At 45.3% G+C, this 18,755-nt stretch carries 14 protein-coding genes; 10 read left to right on the forward strand and 4 right to left on the reverse strand.

The features are described from left to right. Window positions 1-10 precede the first annotated feature (10 nt). From DWZ03_RS17110 to yaaA, 4 genes are all read right to left on the reverse strand, one after another. Window positions 11-3,193 (reverse strand): SusC/RagA family TonB-linked outer membrane protein, encoded by a 3,183-nt coding sequence (locus DWZ03_RS17110; protein WP_005833326.1) that lies wholly within the window; start codon window positions 3,191-3,193, stop codon window positions 11-13. 173 nt (window positions 3,194-3,366) lie between these two features. Then, window positions 3,367-4,191, reverse strand: coding sequence for an ROK family protein (locus tag DWZ03_RS17115; RefSeq protein WP_005833328.1), 825 nt, complete (start codon window positions 4,189-4,191; stop codon window positions 3,367-3,369). A gap of 83 nt (window positions 4,192-4,274) precedes the next feature. Continuing rightward, the gene (locus DWZ03_RS17120; protein WP_044468795.1) at window positions 4,275-5,270 is read right to left on the reverse strand and encodes a phosphatidylinositol-specific phospholipase C; all 996 of its coding nucleotides are present in this window, start codon (window positions 5,268-5,270) and stop codon (window positions 4,275-4,277) included. 147 nt (window positions 5,271-5,417) lie between these two features. Then, complete coding sequence (gene yaaA / locus DWZ03_RS17125; RefSeq protein WP_005830017.1) at window positions 5,418-6,191, reverse strand: peroxide stress protein YaaA; 774 nt, start codon at window positions 6,189-6,191, stop codon at window positions 5,418-5,420. A 195-nt stretch (window positions 6,192-6,386) separates the two neighbouring features. Here yaaA and recJ point away from each other — a divergent pair, with 195 nt between their 5' ends. From recJ to DWZ03_RS17175, 10 genes are all read left to right on the forward strand, one after another. After that, window positions 6,387-8,102, forward strand: a complete 1,716-nt coding sequence (gene recJ / locus DWZ03_RS17130) for a single-stranded-DNA-specific exonuclease RecJ (RefSeq protein ID WP_005833333.1) — start codon at window positions 6,387-6,389, stop codon at window positions 8,100-8,102. A gap of 210 nt (window positions 8,103-8,312) precedes the next feature. Continuing rightward, window positions 8,313-10,223, forward strand: a complete 1,911-nt coding sequence (locus tag DWZ03_RS17135) for an ATP-dependent DNA helicase RecQ (protein WP_120130439.1) — start codon at window positions 8,313-8,315, stop codon at window positions 10,221-10,223. 113 nt (window positions 10,224-10,336) lie between these two features. Next, entirely contained in the window at window positions 10,337-11,296 is a 960-nt protein-coding gene (locus tag DWZ03_RS17140) for a tetratricopeptide repeat protein (RefSeq protein ID WP_005833337.1), read from the forward strand. Between the two features lie 21 nt (window positions 11,297-11,317). Beyond that, window positions 11,318-12,067, forward strand: coding sequence for an endonuclease/exonuclease/phosphatase family protein (locus tag DWZ03_RS17145; protein ID WP_044468906.1), 750 nt, complete (start codon window positions 11,318-11,320; stop codon window positions 12,065-12,067). Window positions 12,068-12,360: 293 nt separating this feature from the next. Continuing rightward, complete coding sequence (locus tag DWZ03_RS17150) at window positions 12,361-13,209, forward strand: prephenate dehydratase (RefSeq protein WP_005830004.1); 849 nt, start codon at window positions 12,361-12,363, stop codon at window positions 13,207-13,209. Further along, on the forward strand, window positions 13,184-14,365 hold the full coding sequence (locus DWZ03_RS17155; protein WP_022401362.1) for a pyridoxal phosphate-dependent aminotransferase: 1,182 nt from the start codon (window positions 13,184-13,186) through the stop codon (window positions 14,363-14,365). The genes DWZ03_RS17150 and DWZ03_RS17155 overlap by 26 nt, the downstream gene beginning before the upstream one ends. Window positions 14,366-14,579: 214 nt before the next feature. Beyond that, entirely contained in the window at window positions 14,580-15,647 is a 1,068-nt protein-coding gene (locus DWZ03_RS17160) for a bifunctional 3-deoxy-7-phosphoheptulonate synthase/chorismate mutase type II (RefSeq protein WP_120130440.1), read from the forward strand. Window positions 15,648-15,807: 160 nt separating this feature from the next. After that, complete coding sequence (locus DWZ03_RS17165) at window positions 15,808-16,581, forward strand: prephenate dehydrogenase (RefSeq protein WP_005829995.1); 774 nt, start codon at window positions 15,808-15,810, stop codon at window positions 16,579-16,581. A 127-nt stretch (window positions 16,582-16,708) separates the two neighbouring features. Further along, window positions 16,709-17,671, forward strand: a complete 963-nt coding sequence (locus DWZ03_RS17170) for a tyrosine-type recombinase/integrase (RefSeq protein WP_120130441.1) — start codon at window positions 16,709-16,711, stop codon at window positions 17,669-17,671. A gap of 502 nt (window positions 17,672-18,173) precedes the next feature. After that, a complete protein-coding gene (locus DWZ03_RS17175) occupies window positions 18,174-18,755 on the forward strand; it encodes a DUF3575 domain-containing protein (RefSeq protein ID WP_034529625.1) in 582 nt (193 codons plus the stop codon).

Below are 18,755 nucleotides of genomic sequence, written 5' to 3' on the forward strand. Positions count from 1 at the left end.
CTATTAATTATTAGTAAGTCAATTTTACACCAACAGATAATACGCGAGATACCGGATATTTCAAAGCATCCCAGCCACCACATTCAGGATCCATACCAGAATATCCAGTGATAGTAGCAAGATTTTCACCACTGAAGTACACAGACAAACGGCTGTTACGGTCATTCAAATGAGACCACTTGCGGAATACATCGCTTAAATCATAAGAAAGGGTTACATTCTTCAAACGCAGATAAGAAGCATTCTCCAAATACCAATCAGATGCAGTCGTAAAGTTTCCATTCGGGTCATTCTTTGACAAACGAGGAATATCAGAACCGGTATTTGTAGGACTCCAAGCATTCAATATCTCGCTGGAACGGTTAAAGTTTCCTTCTACATCACTCAACAGCATGTACTTTCCTACATATAAAGCTTTTGCTCCACCTACTCCCTGGAACATGGCACTGAAAGAAAGTTTTTTCCACGTCATTCCCAATGTAAAGGCAAAAGTCGTCTTCGGAGTCGCACTACCCATATACTGACGGTCTGCATCCGTAATTTTACCATCGCCATTATGATCCACAAACTTCAAGTCACCAGCCTTGGCATTCGGCTGAATACCTACCCACTCTTTTTCACCATTATCATTGGTCACATATGTTCCATGTTTAGCATTCCACTCGGCAACTTCTGCATCACTTTGGAACAAACCATCTGTCTTAATCAAGTAGAAGGAATTCAGAGGTTCCCCTTCCGTACTCTGCATCATATAAGGGATGCTACGGAACCTTTTATCATTAGGCCACAAACCCGGATTGCCATCCGCATCCTTCACACCTATATCTGATACCCAGTTCTTTAAATACGAGAAGTTACCCGATACGAAATAAGAAAGGTTTTTGTTAATCTTATCGCTCCAATTAGCTTGAATCTCAAAGCCACGGTTACGCACTTCACCTTGATTGATTAACATGGCATCGAGTCCCATAGTAGAAGGCCACCCCATTGATTGTGTCTGAATCAAATTGAAAGTACGTTTATCAAAATAGTCTAATGATACCGACAAACGGTTTTTAAACATCTCAACATCCAAGCCCAAGTCAGTCTGTTCTGAAGTTTCCCAGGTCAAATCAGGATTTAACGCAGAGCCGTTGTAAATCAAAGTATTCCAGATATTATTTGCCTCAGGACCATATTGTGCTTGTTCTGTCCACGAGCTTTTCTTCAACAAAGCAGACTTATAATTAAGCCCTATAGAGCTCAAATTACCTACACGCCCCCAAGAAGCACGCAATTTCAGCAAACTGATAAAATCACTCTTCTTAAAGAATTTTTCATTAGATATTTTCCATCCAAGGGTCACTGCAGGGAAATCACCATAGTTATTTTCCTTAGGCAAACGTCCAGCATAATCACGACGCCAAGATGCAGTAGCAAAATAACGGTCATTATAAGAATAAGCCAAACGGGCAATCAACGACACATTGGCATCAGGTCCAGTCAAATAGTCAGATGCTGTCACTGATCCTGCATACGCCATGTATTGTAAAAATTCCGATTCATCCGCAAAATCCTTACCCGTCACTTCCAGTCCACGCGTTTCAGAATGATCTGCCGTAGTCGAGAACAAGGCACCAACCGTATGTTCACCGAATGTCTTATCATAAGTCAGGGTATTTTCCGTCTTCCAAGCATCTCTACGGTAAGTAGTTTCTTGAAGATTATTCGACAAAGCCGGTTTACCTACTTCATCACGAATAGGATTGAACTTCTTGTAATGATTAGTCTTCATATTATAAGTAAAACGACTCGTAAACTTCAATCCAGGAAGTACATTAGCTATCTCCAAGCTGGTAGTGCTCCATATGTCACTTATCTTGTCATACAAATTCTCTGCTTCCAATAGACGTACCGGATTTACAGCATCCCCGTGGATATCAGAGAAATTCGAACCATATTTTTCAATATAGGCAGGATCTTCCGTAGTCACACCACCATAACTTCCGTCCAACGGATTATAGACAGTGGCACTTGCCGGCATGTAGATAGCCGAAAGGATAGGTCCTGTATAAGCATCGTTATCCGTAGCTTTGGAACGTTGGGTAGTGTTCTGCCATACAAAATCCTCACTGACGCTCACCCACTTGTTCAGCTGCATTTTACCATTATAACGTAATGTAAGATTCTTCTTGAAAGTATTAATCAAAACACCTTCATCATTATCGTAAGCAAAAGATATACGATTTGAAAAATTATCAGAACCTACATTCAACGCTACGTTATGACGTTGGTAGAAGGCAGTGCGGAAAATCTCATCCATCCAATCAGTACGAGTCGTACCTATCCATGGATTTTTGGTAACATCCCAACCGACTGGAAGCGAAAGTCCTGCATTTTGATGAGATATCTTACGCATCTCAATCTGCTGCTCCGCATTCAGTGGTTCTATCAAATTGGTAGCCTGACGAATACCAAAAGTGCCGTCATAAGTCAACGAAGGAGCACCTTGTTTCGCTTTTTTGGTAGTTACCAACACAACACCACCTGCACCAGACTGTGCGCCATAGATAGCAGCAGAAGCAGCATCCTTCAAAACAACGATACTTTCAATATCATTCATGGATGAGATAGGTGCACCGGGAACACCGTCCACAACCCAAAGTACATTGTCTCCATCTTGTGAGCCTTGACCACGAATCACAATGTTAGGAGAAGAAGTTGGGTCGCCACCATCGGCCGTAATGGTAACACCTGCCAGCTGTCCCTGCAGCATGCCTTCGGTAGAAGTTACCGGGCGAGCAGCCAATTCTTCAGTATTACTTACTACACCCACTGAAGCAGACAAGTCCTGCTTACGTGTATTCGCACCATACCCTAATACAACAACCTCATCCAGAAGTTCTGTATCCTCTTTAAGCACAATTACCATTTGTTTTTCTGCCACTGGTACTTCCTGAGTCACATAGCCGACAAAACTGATTACCAATACGCCGTTTTTATCGGCCGAAACATTAAAGTTTCCGTCAACGTCCGTAATCACTCCATTAGTCGTCCCCTTTACTAACACATTGGCACCAATCACAGGTTCGCCAGTCTGATCCTTTACTGTTCCTTTCACAGAAATCTGCTGTGCATAAGCACCTGCCGACAAGAACAGTCCCAACAATAGGGTCAGAATCGTTCGATAGATTCTAAGATTTACTTGTTTCATGCATTCAAAATTTAAAGTTTATAATATAGAAAATTATAATTCCGCCACAAAGGTCAGAAAGCAGAATTACATAGTTATTACAAAAGGAACAATTCCCTAACAGTCCTTATTTATGCGTAAAATAATATAACTGCAAAATATTTATTATTTTCAATCAAACCGTATAGGGATTATTACTCAAGAAGAGCGGCAGCACCCAATAAACTGGAATCCTTTTGATGCGAAGCCACCACACTCACATTATCCGATATAATCTTGTAGGGAAAACTTTGCATTGTTTGTTCCATAGCATTTTTAAAGAAAGGAAAAGCCGATACAATACCGCCTCCTAAAACAATAGCCTGGGGAGCATAGGCAAAAAGAATTGCCTTTATAAGATTACCCAAATGCCTCCCAAACTCTTTCCAAATCTCCAATGCAGCTTGTTCTCCTTGCTGGGCTTTTTCAGCTACTACCGCACCGGTAGTGCCATAACGTTTAAACAAGAAACTACTGCAATAGTGTTCAAAATCAGAGTCCAAATAAGGAAATGAGCCTATCTCACCGGCTCCCATATATTGCCCACCATACAAACGACGGCCAATGACAACGCCAGCTCCAATTCCGGTCCCGATAGTAACGCCTACCATGTTGGTATAAGATTTTCCTTCGCCGTATAGGCTCTCCCCCAAAGTGAAACAGTTGGAATCATTATTAATGGCAACTGCCACCTTGAATTCGTTCTCCAAAATCTCCTTCAAGTGTATTTCTTTCCAAGAAGATATATTTGCTACATTATATACAATTCCTTTCTCCGGATCAACAATTGAAGGGACACCGATACCGATACCATCTACCTGCTCATTCATCATATTCCGAATAAGCTGGGAAAGCTGGTTTAGCACAGTAGAAGCATCTTGCTGAGCTAAACATGGAACCGACACTTTATTCAAGCAGTTCCCTTTTTCCACTTGGGCTATTCGAATATTGGTTCCTCCTAAATCTATTGACAGTTTCATAGTATATAACATTAAGGTGTTCAACATGTGCAAAATTAAGAAAATGCTTTTTTTTCAGTATTCCCAATTGCGCATATAAATCTTCATTTTGCGCAAACATTACTGCCAATCAAATATTCCACCAAATCTTTTCCTCCAGGTTCACTGACAAAATCGATAAAAACAATACCGCAATTCCGGCTATTCTTTTGTTTTAAATAGTCAGCAATAGGCTTGTTTACCTTATCAGCAAAGACTTTAGGGGTTCCCAAGGGCAGCCCCGTCGCACTTACAAAAGTAATTCCCCACCGACGTGAGGAAACCGGCTCAGCAGACATCCCTTCAATATTACGGACACAAACCCCTACCTTCTTCCCGGCCTCCTCACCCGATTCATATTGATATTCATCTTCGAGCAAAGCCACTCCTTCCTTACCATCTTTATTGCGAAGAGTGAGCAGGCAAGTACTGTCATCCTCCCAACCTACACATGCTGCTCCAGGATAATTATCCATAGCATGATCCCTATGCAGGAAAAGAATCTTTCCACGGCAATCTTTCAGCGTCAATTCAGGGCGAAAGTCCATCACGAAATAACTTTGATACTCAGGGCTGCTTAAAGAAACGGACAGCAGAGAAGCATAATCCCGCAATTCTCCCCCTTCCTTTTTCAAGGAAACAATCAAAGTCTCAGAAGGATATGTTTGCAGAAAGTGTATAAAAGCAGGTAAAACATCATCTTCCCAATATATATCCTGAAAGGCATGACTGTGAAACACCCCCAGTTTATTACCTTTCTTTTCCAAACGGATATCGAAAGCACGGATGCCTTGCCGTAATTGAGCAGGAATATCTGTTGCTTGTGTTTTCAACATATGCCCTCCTTTGATACTACCGCTATCGTGTGAACCAGGAATAGAAATCTTACATATAGGAAGCGTATCATGGAGAATCCTCATCCACTCAGGCCGCAGTGCAACCTCATCCCGCGCCTCCGCACAAGTATCCTGCAATCTGGAAGCTGTAGCACAAACCGGAGCATTCAATAGAAATATGGTCAAAGCTAATACAACAACTGTTCTTAATCCGTTTCTCTTCATAGTATATTGCTTTTAAGTTTACTGCATGCAAATGTAGAGGGTTCATTCTTTTCCCTCATCCTAAATTGCGTATTTAGTTCTTCATTTTGCGCAAACATCGAAAGCAACATATAGTAACATCTGAGCCAAACGTAATGTACCTTTTCATTACATAAATGTACCTAACGAAAAATGCCATACATTCTCCGTACTGCGTATCTCATCCCAGACGAAGCCCTCCCAAGAAAAGGATTTCAACTCCTCAGGACACTCCAGACGGTTCTTGACAATAAAACGCGTCATCTCTCCGCGACACATCTTGGCATAGATAACGACAGTCTTCGGCTGTCCGGCCTTCCAAACTTGAAACTCGGGCGTAATAACACGCACCTCTTGCTCCACCCGCTTCCAGTCGAACAAATCTTTCATTTCAGCACTTGCCAAATTAATGAGAACACCGCCACAGTTTTTAATTTCCTCTATGAAGTAATCCGTCAACAAAGGCTTCCAATAATCAAACATGGATATTCCACCTTTTTCGGGCAAACGGACATCTCCTTCCAAACGATAGGGTTTGATACCGTCCAGCGGGCGAAGCAACCCATAAAGAAAAGAAGTGATACGTAGATGTTCTTGCGCATAACGAAAATCCTCCGCTGAAAAATCTTTCGGAAGAATGCGTTTAAAAACAGCTCCCGTGTAGGCGCAAACGGCTGGCATCGAACGATTCTCCTCCGAACAGAAATCATGAAAACGCAAACGGTTCTCGGCAGCAATTTTGGTATTCACCCGAAGAAGCCTTTCCAATTCGGATACTGAATACTGCGACATTTCCAACGCATTCCGCACAGCCTCCGTTTCGAATTTCGGGACTGTGACTTCGGGCACGACAACAGAGCAGCGCGCTGCCATGGTCTTTGCACAAGAGATAAAAACAAGCATAGCGATATTTTTTAATGGATACAAAAATAAAGTTTTTTAGTGGAGAATACATATACTTATAAAGTTTTTCCGCAGAATTCACCTCCGTTTCAAGAGTTTTTCATACCTTTACACCTTGTTGGAGAAAAGTGCACGTATTGAACCCCTCTACTCCCCCAACATCTTGAGATAGAAAAAGAAAAAATAATATATAAAATGACTCACAAATGGAATTATCAACCCATTACACCCGAACAGGCAGAAGCAAGCCAACAACTGGCCCAAGAATTGGGAATTAGCCCAATATTGGGAAAATTGCTGGTGGAGCGGGGAATAACAACGGCAGCGGATGCCCGGAAGTTTTTCCGCCCCCAACTACCGGACTTATACGACCCATTCCTGATGAAGGATATGGATATAGCCGTAGAGCGCCTGAACAAGGCAATGGGAAAGAAAGAGCGCATTCTTGTTTATGGAGATTATGACGTAGACGGTACCACGGCTGTGGCATTGGTCTACAAGTTTATTCAACAGTTCTATTCGAACATCGACTACTATATCCCCGACCGTTACAATGAGGGGTATGGAGTTTCAATCCAAGGAGTAGACTATGCCGCAGAGAGTGGTGTAGGTTTGATTATTGTATTGGACTGCGGTATCAAAGCCGTCGAAGAAATCACATACGCCAAGGAGAAAGGCATTGATTTCATCATCTGCGACCATCATGTCCCCGATGATGTACTGCCCCCTGCTGTAGCCATTCTGAATGCCAAACGGGAAGACAACACCTATCCTTATGAACATCTGTCCGGATGCGGTGTAGGCTTTAAGTTCATGCAGGCATTTGCCCTCAACAACGGTATCGAGTTCCATCACCTTATCCCTTTACTGGACCTCTGCGCCGTCAGTATCGCATCGGATATTGTCCCCATTATGGGTGAAAACCGCATTCTCGCCTACCACGGTTTGAAGCAGTTGAACAGTAATCCCAGCGTAGGCCTGAAAGCAATCATTGATGTCTGCGGACTGACGGACAAGGACATCACCGTCAGTGACATTGTATTCAAAATAGGTCCCCGCATCAACGCCTCCGGACGTATCCAGAACGGGAAAGAAGCTGTTGACTTGCTTACTGAAAAAGATTTCTCTCTTGCCCTGGAGAAAGCCGGACAAATCAACCAATACAACGAGACACGCAAGGACTTGGACAAGACCATGACCGAGGAGGCCAACAAGATTGTAGCTGACCTGGACGGACTTGCCGACCGACGTTCCATCGTATTGTACAATGAAGACTGGCATAAAGGCGTCATCGGCATCGTAGCCTCCCGGCTGACGGAAATCTATTACCGGCCGGCAGTAGTACTGACACGTACGGATGACATGGCAACCGGATCTGCCCGTTCCGTCTCCGGATTCGATGTCTACAAAGCCATTGAATACTGCCGCGACCTTCTGGAAAACTTCGGAGGTCATACCTACGCCGCCGGTCTTTCCATGAAGGTGGAAAATGTACCGGCCTTTATCGAACGCTTCGAAGAGTTCGTATCACAAAATATCCTGCCGGAACAGACATGCGCCGTCATCGACATCAATGCCGAGATTGATTTCAGAGACATCACTCCGAAATTCTTCAGCGACTTGAAGAAATTCAATCCATTCGGACCGGACAATGCCAAACCCATTTTCTGTACGCACAATGTCTATGATTATGGTACCAGCAAAGTCGTAGGCCGCGACCAGGAACATATCAAGCTAGAACTGGTGGACAATAAATCGAACAATGTAATGAACGGCATCGCTTTCGGGCAAAGTTCCCACGTACGCTTCATCAAGACCAAACGTTCCTTCGACATCTGCTATTCCATTGAAGAGAATACCCATAAGAGGGGTGAAGTGCAGTTGCAGATTGAAGACATAAAGCCGAACTGAAAGCCTCTCCCCTAACCCCTCCCCCACAGGGAGGGGAATAAGAATAGTCTCCTTATATTAAGGAAATGATGAAAATTGGTTGATGCTATAAGATAAGTAATCACTACTATTAGCATAGAGAAGGAAAGAATATCAATTCAACGATAAGAAGTAGCAAGAAAGTTCAATAAGACCATGAGCAGCAGTAGTAACTTCAAAACTCCCCTCCCTATGGGGGAGGGATTGGGGGTGAGGCTTCTGAAGCAATACTGGGGATACGATACCTTCCGGGGAATCCAGGAAGACATCATCAACAGCATTACCGAGGGACGGGACACTTTGGGACTAATGCCCACGGGAGGAGGAAAATCCATCACTTTCCAAGTTCCGGCTCTTGCCAAAGAAGGACTTTGCCTGGTCATCACTCCGTTGATTGCCCTCATGAAAGACCAGGTACAAAACCTGAAAAAACGGGGAATCAAGGCGCTTGCTATCTACTCAGGCATGAGCAGGCAGGAAATCATCGTCACACTGGAGAACTGTATATTCGGCAATTTCAAGTTCCTCTATATCTCCCCCGAAAGGTTCGATACTGAAATCTTCCGCACCAAACTGCAGAAGATGAAAATCAGTATGATTACGGTAGACGAAAGCCACTGCATATCGCAATGGGGCTACGATTTCCGTCCCGCCTATCTGAAGATAGCCGAAATACGCGAACTTCTGCCCGGCGTACCCATCCTGGCATTGACAGCCACCGCCACTCCGGAAGTAGTGAAAGATATCCAGGCCCGTCTGCATTTCCGTGAGGAAAATGTGTTCCGCATGAGTTTCGAACGCAAAAACCTTGCCTATATCGTCCGCAAGACGGAAAACAAGACGGGAGAGCTGTTGCACATCCTGCGCCGTATGCCCGGAAGCGCCATCATCTATGTGCGCAACCGTCGCCGTACCAAGGAAATTACCGAACTGCTGCACAACGAAGACATCACCGCCGATTTCTACCATGCCGGACTGGATGACGCCACCAAAGACATCCGCCAACAACGCTGGCAAACAGGAGAAAGCCGTGTCATGGTCGCCACCAATGCATTCGGTATGGGTATCGACAAACCGGATGTACGGATTGTCATCCACATGGATCTGCCCGATTCCATAGAAGCCTACTTCCAGGAAGCAGGACGTGCCGGAAGGGACGGACAAAAAGCCTACGCGGTCGTCCTTTACGCCAAGTCGGATAAGGCAACACTGCACAAACGCATTCCCGACACCTTTCCTGAAAAAGAATATATAAAGGAAGTATATGAGCATCTTCAATACTATTACCAGATGGCAATGGGAGATGGACAAGGCTGTGTACGCGAGTTCAATATAGAAGACTTTTGCCGAAAGTTCAAGTACTTCCCCGTTCCCGTGGACAGTGCCTTGAAGATTCTGACACAAGCGGGATACTTGGAATATACAGACGAACAAGACAATGCATCCCGGCTACTGTTCACTATCCGTCGAGACGAACTTTATAAACTGAGAGAGCTCGGCGAAGATATGGACAAACTCATCCAAACCATTCTCCGCTCCTATACCGGGGTCTTCACAGACCATGCTTTCATCAATGAAGATTCACTGGCCATACGCACTGGACTCACACGCCGGCAAGTGTATGAACAGCTCATCCACCTAGCCAAGCTACGTATCGTCAGTTACATCCCCCGCAAAAAGACACCATATATAATATACACGCGAGAGAGGGTTGAAATGCGCCACCTGCAAATCTCTCCCGCCGTGTACGAGGAACGCAAAGAGCGGTATGAGAAACGCATAAGTGCCATGCTGGATTACGTGAGCAGCGATACCGTGTGCCGTAGTCGAATGCTGCTACACTACTTCGGAGAGAAGAACGAGCATAACTGCGGGCAGTGCGACACTTGCATCAATTTGAAGAACAAGAAACCTTCCGGCCACCTTTCGGAAAAGGAACTTTCTGAAAAGATTCTTCAAGCCCTATCTGATAAACCACAAACTCCAGCCACTTTGGCAGAACAGATACCGGACGATAAAAACATGCTCATCGATGTGTTACATGAATTGTTGGACGAAGGTAAGGTAATTGCTGTCAACGGAATGCTTCAAATCAAAAAATAATTCATTACTTTTGCCGTTGGAAAAGAATGTCCTGCCGCTGAGAGGAACATCTCTTATCAGCCATGCCCCTCCTTTTCCTTTTTAATTTTTAATTCTTTAATTTTTAATCACCTATGGGATTCTTTAAATCTTTTTTCTCCGGCAAGTCAGACAGTCCGGCAAATGAGAAACAAAAAAACGAGCAGAAGAATTTTGAGATATTCAAGTATGACGGTATGCGTGCACAACGCATGGGCCGTACAGACTACGCCATCAAATGCTTCACTGAAGCCCTTGCCATTCAGGAAGACTTTGAGACCATGGGCTACCTTGCCCAAGTCTACACCCAGACCAACGAACTGGACGAGGCACACAAACTGCTGGAACGTATGACCGAAATAGAGCCGGAACATACCTCCACCTACCTCAGTCTAGCCAACGTATGCTACATGCAGGAAGACTATCCCGCCATGGCAGGAGCGGCAAAGAAAGCTATCGAAATAGAAGAGGGCAACGCCATGGCACACTACCTGCTCGGCAAAGCAGACAATGGGCAAGGGGACGGCATCATGTGCATCGCTCATCTTACGAAAGCCATCGTACTGAAAGATGATTTCATCGAAGCACGTCTGCTTCGTGCCGAAGCACTGGTCCAAATGCAGCAATACAAGGAAGCGATGGAAGACATAGACACCATTCTGGCACAAGACCCGGAAGACGAAAGTGCCATCTTGCTCCGCGGAAAGATAGAAGAAGCTACGGGAAACAAAGAAAAAGCAGAAAGCAGTTATCAGAAAGTGACAGAGTTGAATCCCTTCAACGAACAAGCCTTCCTCTACTTAGGACAGCTTTACATCACCCAAAACAAGCTGGCAGAAGCCATCGAGCTCTTTACGGAAGCCACAGAACTGAACCCTAATTTCGCAGAGGCCTATCATGAGCGCGGACGTGCCAAGTTGCTGAACGGAGACAAGGAAGGCTCTGCGGAGGACATGAAGAAAGGACTGGAACTCAATCCTAAAGAGATACAGAACTTTAACGGACAATATGGTAACCAACCGGGGGGAAGTACCGGTAATATCCTAGGATTATAACAAATTCAATTATTGCCGCCAATGAAACGAAATTTATTTCTATCAGTACTTTTTGTACTGATGTTCGCACCTGCCCATGCACAGCAAGTGAACATATTGTCCTATAACGTACATAATTGCATCGGTATGGACAAGGAGTACAATTACCGACGCATTGCCAATGTTATCAGTCAAACTTCTCCGGACATAGTCGCCCTGCAGGAACTTGACAGTGTAACGGTGCGCAACAAAGGAATCCATGCTCTCGGAGAACTAGAAAAACTGACCGGAATGCACGGGACTTATGCAGCAGCCATTCCTTTTCAGGGTGGAAGCTACGGCATCGGAATCCTCTCCAGAGAGATACCCATAAAATACAAAATCATTCCAATGCCCGGACGGGAAGAAAAACGTACCCTCATTATTGCAGAATTTAAAGATTATGTATTTTGTGCCACACACCAGTCCCTCACTCCAGAAGACCAGCTCCTTGCCGTACCATTGATAGAAAAAGCCTTGCAAAACGTCGATAAGCCCATCTTTATGGCAGGCGACATGAACTCTGCACCAGCAAGCGCTCCCCAGCTGGAATTGGCAAAACATTTTGCCACCCTCAATGACACAACCTCTTATACTTTCCCGGCAGACCGTCCCAACCGATGTATAGACTACATCTACGGCTATTCCAAGAATGGGTATCGGTTTGACGTACAATACCGGAAAGTCATAGAAGACACCATTTCATCCGACCATCGTCCGGTTCAAGTCATTGTACAAGTTAAAGGGAAATAAGTTAAATTGCTACTATCCCTAAAAAAAACATTGTTTTTTGTTTGTATATAAAAGAAAAGCATTACTTTTGTCACGTAATTCAAAAACAGAGAATACAAGTATGAAGTCATTTACTTATGCATATTACTTCTTTTTTTACTTTTACTTTAGCCAGAAAGTAGAGCGGGAGTTTGTATGTATCAAGTGACAGTGATGCTTAAGGACTGAATAGAGAAACAAGTAAATATACAGAATCCCGCTCCATCGTATGGAAGCGGGATTTTTTTTATAGCATAACCAAGAAAATAAAAATAATGAAAAAGGTAGCCATTCAAGGAACATTAGGCTCGTATCACGACATCGCCGCACACAAGTACTTCGAAGGAGAAGAAATAGAGTTAATCTGTTGCGCCAACTTTGAAGACGTGTTCGGTGCCATCAAAAAAGACAGTCAGACCATAGGAATGCTGGCGATAGAAAACACCATTGCAGGTAGTTTGCTGCATAACAATGAGCTATTACGCCAAAGTGGCGCACAGATTGTCGGCGAGTACAAGCTGCGTATTTCCCATAGTTTTGTCTGCCTGCCCGATGAAGACTGGGATGATATTACCGAAGTCAACTCCCACCCTATCGCCCTGATGCAATGCCGTGAATTCCTGGGACAACACCCCGGAATCAAAGTGGTGGAAGGCGAAGATACCGCCCGCAGTGCCGAAATCATCCAACAGGAACATCTGAAAGGCCATGCAGCTATCTGCTCCAAAGCTGCTGCAGAGCGTTATGGCATGAAGGTCCTGCAGGAAGGTATCGAAACCAACAAACATAACTTCACCCGTTTCCTGGTCGTAGCCGACCCTTGGCAAGTAGATGAACTGAACCGGCATCGCAGCAAGGACGTCAACAAGGCAAGCATGGTATTCACACTTCCCCATACTGAAGGAAGCCTTTCCCAAGTATTGTCTATTTTGTCTTTCTACCGCATCAACCTGACCAAGATACAATCACTGCCCATCATCGGGCGTGAATGGGAATACCAGTTTTACGTAGATGTCGTCTTCGACAATGTACTGAGATATAAACAATCCATTGCGGCCATCACACCGCTGACCAAAGAACTGAAAATATTAGGAGAATATGAAGATGGAAAATCAAACGTGTAGAATAAAGCCTGCCGACCGCCTGGCAAGCGTAAGCGAATACTACTTCTCGAAGAAGCTGAAAGAAGTGGCACAAATGAATGCCGAAGGAATGGATGTCATCAGCCTGGGAATCGGAAGCCCCGACATGCCGCCTTCCGAAAAGACAATCCGAACACTTTGCGAAGCTGCCTGCAATCCGGACGGACATGGTTACATGCCCTACGTAGGTATCCCCGAACTGCGCCGCGGTTTTGCGGACTGGTACAAAAAATGGTACGGTGTAGCATTGAATCCCAACACAGAGATACAACCGCTCATCGGCTCCAAAGAAGGCATCCTGCACGTGACGCTGGCCTTTGTCAACCCCGGTGAACAAGTATTGGTTCCCAATCCCGGCTATCCCACCTATACTTCATTAAGCAAGATTCTGGGTGCCGAGGTCGTGAACTATAACTTGAAAGAAGAAAACGGCTGGATGCCCGACTTCGACGAGCTGGAACGGATGGACATGAGCCGTGTAAAACTGATGTGGACCAACTATCCCAATATGCCCACCGGGGCGAACGCAACACCGGAACTGTACCGGAAACTGGTGGACTTCGCACGCCGCAAGGACATCGTCATCGTAAACGACAACCCCTACAGTTTCATCCTGAACGAACATCCCATCAGCATCCTCAGCATTCCGGGTGCCAAAGAGTGCTGCATAGAATTCAATTCCATGAGCAAAAGCCACAACATGCCGGGATGGCGTATCGGCATGCTTGCCTCGAATGCCGACTTCGTGCAATGGATATTGAAAGTAAAGAGCAACATCGACAGCGGTATGTTCCGTGCCATGCAACTGGCAGCCGCCACTGCCCTGGAAGCAGAGCAAGACTGGTATGACGGCAACAACGCGAATTACCGCAACCGCCGTCAGTTGGCAGGAGAAATCATGCATACCCTGGGTTGCACCTACGACGAAAACCAGGTAGGCATGTTCCTCTGGGGCAAGATACCCGACAGCTGTACAGACGTGGAAGAACTGACTGAACACGTGCTGCATAAAGCCAGAGTGTTCATTACTCCCGGATTTATCTTCGGAAGTAACGGGAAACGGTATATCCGCATCTCCCTCTGCTGTAAGGACAATAAACTGGCAGAAGCATTGAAGCGTATCAAGGACATGAAATAAATGCTTACAAGTAAGAGATGAACACCCTAAAGCCGGAATCCCGTTTACTAAAACTCCACCGGAGATTTACTAAAACGGGAGGAACGATTTAGTAAATCTTCTCCGACGTTTTACTAAATCTCCGGGACCTTGCTCAGAAAGTCTTCTGAAAAGGAGGAAACGTCACAAGGAAGAAAAAGCATAATTAAAGAATATTATTAAACAAATAAAGAATATGGAACTCGAATTAGAACCTATCACATTACCTGGTGTTGAAGACAAACGCCCTATGGTAATAGCCGGCCCCTGCAGTGCCGAAACCGAAGAACAAGTAATGAGCACAGCCAAGCAACTGGCAGACAAAGGCCTCAAGCTATTCCGTGCCGGCATCTGGAAACCGCGCACCAAACCGGGCGGCTTCGAAGGAGTAGGCGTAGACGGCCTTGCATGGCTGAAGGAGGTAAAGAAAGAAACCGGCATGTACGTTTCTACCGAAGTCGCTACAGCCAAACACGTATACGAATGCCTGAAGGCCGGGGTAGACCTGCTTTGGGTAGGCGCACGCACCACCGCCAACCCTTTTGCCGTGCAGGAAATTGCCGATGCGCTGAAAGGTGTGGATATTCCGGTACTGGTAAAGAACCCGGTAAATCCTGACCTGGAGCTGTGGATTGGAGCTTTGGAACGTATCAACAATGCAGGCTTGAAACGCCTGGGTGCCATCCACCGCGGATTTAGCAGCTATGACAAAAAGCTCTACCGTAACTTGCCCCAATGGCATATCCCCATTGAGCTGCGCCGCCGAATTCCCAACCTTCCTATTATCTGTGACCCCAGCCACATAGGTGGAAAGCGCGAACTGGTTGCTCCACTCTGCCAGCAAGCTATGGATTTGGGTTTCAACGGACTGATTATCGAGAGCCACTGCAACCCGGACTGTGCCTGGAGCGATGCAGCCCAGCAAGTCACCCCGGATGTGCTGGATTACATCCTCAACCTGCTGGTCATCCGCAAGGAAACACAAAGCACCGAGAACCTCAGCGAATTGCGCAAGCAGATAGACGAATGCGACAACAATCTTATTCAGGAGCTGGCCAAACGGATGCGTGTGGCACGTGAAATCGGTACATACAAAAAAGAGCATGACATGACCATCCTGCAAACCGGACGCTACAACGAAATCCTCGAGAAACGCGGCTCGCAAGGCGCATTGTGTGGCATGGATGCCGAATTCATCAAAAAAGTATTTGAAGCGATACACGAGGAAAGTGTGAGGCAACAAATGGAAATTATAAATAAGTAATTATTCAATGTGCTAATGTGATTAATGTGCCAATGTGCTAATTGCCATGCGGCATCACAGCGCAGCCAATTAGCACATTGGCACATTAATCACATTAGCACATTGGCACATTAATCACATTAGCACATTGGCACATTAGCATATTAGCACATTAAACATCATGAGAATATTAATACTTGGAGCCGGGAAAATGGGCTCCTTCTTTACAGATATATTAAGTTTTCAGCACGAGACGGCCGTATTCGACGTCAATCCGCACCAACTGCGTTTTGTCTACAACACCTACCGCTTCACCACACTGGAAGAAATCAAGGACTTCGAGCCGGAGCTGGTCATCAATGCCGTTACGGTGAAATACACGCTGGACGCTTTCCGCCAAGTGCTGCCGGTACTGCCCAAAGACTGCATCATCAGCGACATCGCTTCGGTAAAGACCGGACTGAAAAAGTTCTACGATGAAAGCGGCTTCCGCTACGTGTCGACGCATCCTATGTTCGGTCCCACTTTTGCCAGCCTCAACAATCTGAATACAGAGAATGCCATCATCATCAGCGAAGGCGACCACTTGGGGAAAATCTTCTTCAAGGACCTCTACCAGACCATGAAGCTGAACATCTTTGAATATACATTCGACGAGCACGATGAGACTGTGGCATACTCCTTATCCATTCCGTTTGTATCCACTTTCGTGTTTGCAGCGGTAATGAAACACCAGGAAGCTCCGGGCACTACCTTCAAAAAGCATATGGCCATTGCCAAAGGCCTGCTGAGTGAAGACGACTACCTGCTCCAGGAAATTCTCTTCAATCCACGCACCCCCTCACAAGTGGAGAACATCCGTCTGGAACTGAAGAACCTGCTGGAAATCATCAGCAATAAGGATGCGGAAGGCATGAAGAAGTATCTGACTAAAATCAGGGAAAAGATTAGATAAACAATCAACAAGTGTGTGCCCCGATGCCAGAGCACACTCTTGTATCCCAACTAAAAGCTACATCTTTGCCTCCCGAAAGCTGTATCAGAACAACAGCACAATTTTATTCACTTTAATTTTTTTATTCATGGCATCTATCAAGAACAGACCAAAGCTTGCCGCCACGCAAAGCAAGCAGGCAAAGAACAGCACTTCGCCCAAAGCAACCCTACAACCGTTCATGCAAGAAAACATCGACCGTATGCACCGGCTGGGCAAGGTGCGCACCGGCGAGACCTACACTTGTACGCTCAACAGCTTCATGCGTTTCCGCCAGGGAAAGGATGTATTTTGGGAAGACTTCGATGCAGACCTGATGGCTTCCTATGAGGCTTACCTCAAATCGACCGGGGTGGGCATGAACACCATTTCCTTCTACAACCGGATTCTGAGGGCTGTGTACAACCGGGCGGTAGAAAAAGGCTTTACGAAACAAGTGTTCCCCTTCAAGCATGTCTATACGGGCGTAGAGAAAACCATCAAGCGAGGACTACCCATAAACACCATCCGTAACATCCGAAACATGGACTTGTCGCACTGCTGGACATTGGATTATGCACGCGACATGTTTTTGTTCAGCTTCTACACCCGGGGCATGTCATTTGTCGATATGGCTTATCTGAAAAAGAACGACCTGAAAAACGGAGTCCTCATCTATCGACGTAAGAAAACCGGACAACAACTTTGCATACGATGGGAACGGCACATGCAAGATATACTTGAAAAATATCCCATGTCCCAAGAATCGCCCTATCTGCTCCCTATTATTCTAAAAGCAGGAGAAGAAGAAAGGAAACAGTACAATAATGCGCTACATCTTGTCAACAAAAAGTTAAAATTTATCAGCAACTCATTGCAACTTACCATACCGCTCACCATGTACGTCGCCCGCCATTCTTGGGCCACTGTGGCCAAAAGCAGAAACATTCCGCTTTCTGTCATCAGCGAAGGAATGGGACACGACTCCGAAAATACAACGCTGATTTATTTGGCCTCACTCAATACGGAAATCATAGACAAAGCCAACAAGCTCATTTTAAACCTACTTTAAACTTACAGAGGCAAGTACATCTCTTCCCAAGAGATGGATTTGGGCTGCAAAAGTATGATAAGCAGTGGTAAATTCCAAACATTTTCCAAGTTTTTTATTTGAAATCCATGAAATTGTGGAATTGTATATTGAAATGTATATCGGAATGTGGCTTTGTATTTGTGCCATCGCTACATGTTATCATCAATTATCACACTATCCATCTCTTGGGAAGAGATGAATCCTGAAACTACAGTCTGACAGCGCAGACTGTAAATAATATAGAAACTTGAAATACTATTACGCATTGTAATTATACAACAAAAAAACAGTGAATAGTAATTCCGGCAGTATCTATATTTTTGCTGAATACTCTTCATTGTAACTACCAGCGGTATATAGGCTGGGCATACGGAATTTTGTTTGATTCCTTTTAGGAATTTATTGGTAATTTGATAAATCTTTCTCTACAAATAGAGAATAAAATATTAATGACACTAACAAATCTTAAATAATGGGAAAAATGACTTTAAAACTTTATGCGGTTTTGTTTTTAGGTCTTTTCAGCATGGGAGCCAAATGTCAGGAAGTGGCTCTGAAAAGTAATTTGCTATACGACGCCTTTGCTACACTGAACGCAGGCGTGGAAACCGGGTTGGCAGACAGATGGACGCTCGACGTATCCGTCAACTACAACGGATGGACACTCTCGCACGACCGGAAGTGGAAGCATTGGCTTCTGCAACCCGAAGCTCGCTATTGGTTTTGCGACCGATGGGCAGGACACTTCGTGGGAGCACACCTGCTCGGAGGCCAATACAACGTCGGCGGGCTGAAAAACGACTTCTCTTTTCTGGGAAGCGACTTCTCCAAACTCTCCGACCGGCGTTACCAAGGATGGTTCCTGGGCGTGGGCGCGGTATACGGGTATTCCTGGATTCTGGACAAGCATTGGAACCTGGAAGCCGAAATAGGCTTCGGATATGTCTACACGCGATTCGACGCCTACCCTTGCGCCAACTGCGGAACAAAACTCGAGAAAGACAAACCGCACCACTATGTCGGTCCTACCAAGGCCGCGGTAAACCTTGTATACACATTCTAA

This window comes from Bacteroides sp. AF29-11 (assembly GCF_003602895.1).
Taxonomy (GTDB): domain Bacteria; phylum Bacteroidota; class Bacteroidia; order Bacteroidales; family Bacteroidaceae; genus Bacteroides; species Bacteroides uniformis.

Bases quoted from the DNA above. Each gene is read 5' to 3' on its own strand.
- DWZ03_RS17110 (WP_005833326.1), bottom strand. From the start codon at position 3,193: ATGAAACAAGTAAATCTTAGAATCTATCGAACGATTCTGACCCTATTG.
- DWZ03_RS17115 (WP_005833328.1), bottom strand. From the start codon at position 4,191: ATGAAACTGTCAATAGATTTAGGAGGAACCAATATTCGAATAGCCCAA.
- DWZ03_RS17120 (WP_044468795.1), bottom strand. From the start codon at position 5,270: ATGAAGAGAAACGGATTAAGAACAGTTGTTGTATTAGCTTTGACCATA.
- yaaA (WP_005830017.1), bottom strand. From the start codon at position 6,191: ATGCTTGTTTTTATCTCTTGTGCAAAGACCATGGCAGCGCGCTGCTCT.
- recJ (WP_005833333.1), top strand. From the start codon at position 6,387: ATGACTCACAAATGGAATTATCAACCCATTACACCCGAACAGGCAGAA.
- DWZ03_RS17135 (WP_120130439.1), top strand. From the start codon at position 8,313: ATGGGGGAGGGATTGGGGGTGAGGCTTCTGAAGCAATACTGGGGATAC.
- DWZ03_RS17140 (WP_005833337.1), top strand. From the start codon at position 10,337: ATGGGATTCTTTAAATCTTTTTTCTCCGGCAAGTCAGACAGTCCGGCA.
- DWZ03_RS17145 (WP_044468906.1), top strand. From the start codon at position 11,318: ATGAAACGAAATTTATTTCTATCAGTACTTTTTGTACTGATGTTCGCA.
- DWZ03_RS17150 (WP_005830004.1), top strand. From the start codon at position 12,361: ATGAAAAAGGTAGCCATTCAAGGAACATTAGGCTCGTATCACGACATC.
- DWZ03_RS17155 (WP_022401362.1), top strand. From the start codon at position 13,184: ATGAAGATGGAAAATCAAACGTGTAGAATAAAGCCTGCCGACCGCCTG.
- DWZ03_RS17160 (WP_120130440.1), top strand. From the start codon at position 14,580: ATGGAACTCGAATTAGAACCTATCACATTACCTGGTGTTGAAGACAAA.
- DWZ03_RS17165 (WP_005829995.1), top strand. From the start codon at position 15,808: ATGAGAATATTAATACTTGGAGCCGGGAAAATGGGCTCCTTCTTTACA.
- DWZ03_RS17170 (WP_120130441.1), top strand. From the start codon at position 16,709: ATGGCATCTATCAAGAACAGACCAAAGCTTGCCGCCACGCAAAGCAAG.
- DWZ03_RS17175 (WP_034529625.1), top strand. From the start codon at position 18,174: ATGACTTTAAAACTTTATGCGGTTTTGTTTTTAGGTCTTTTCAGCATG.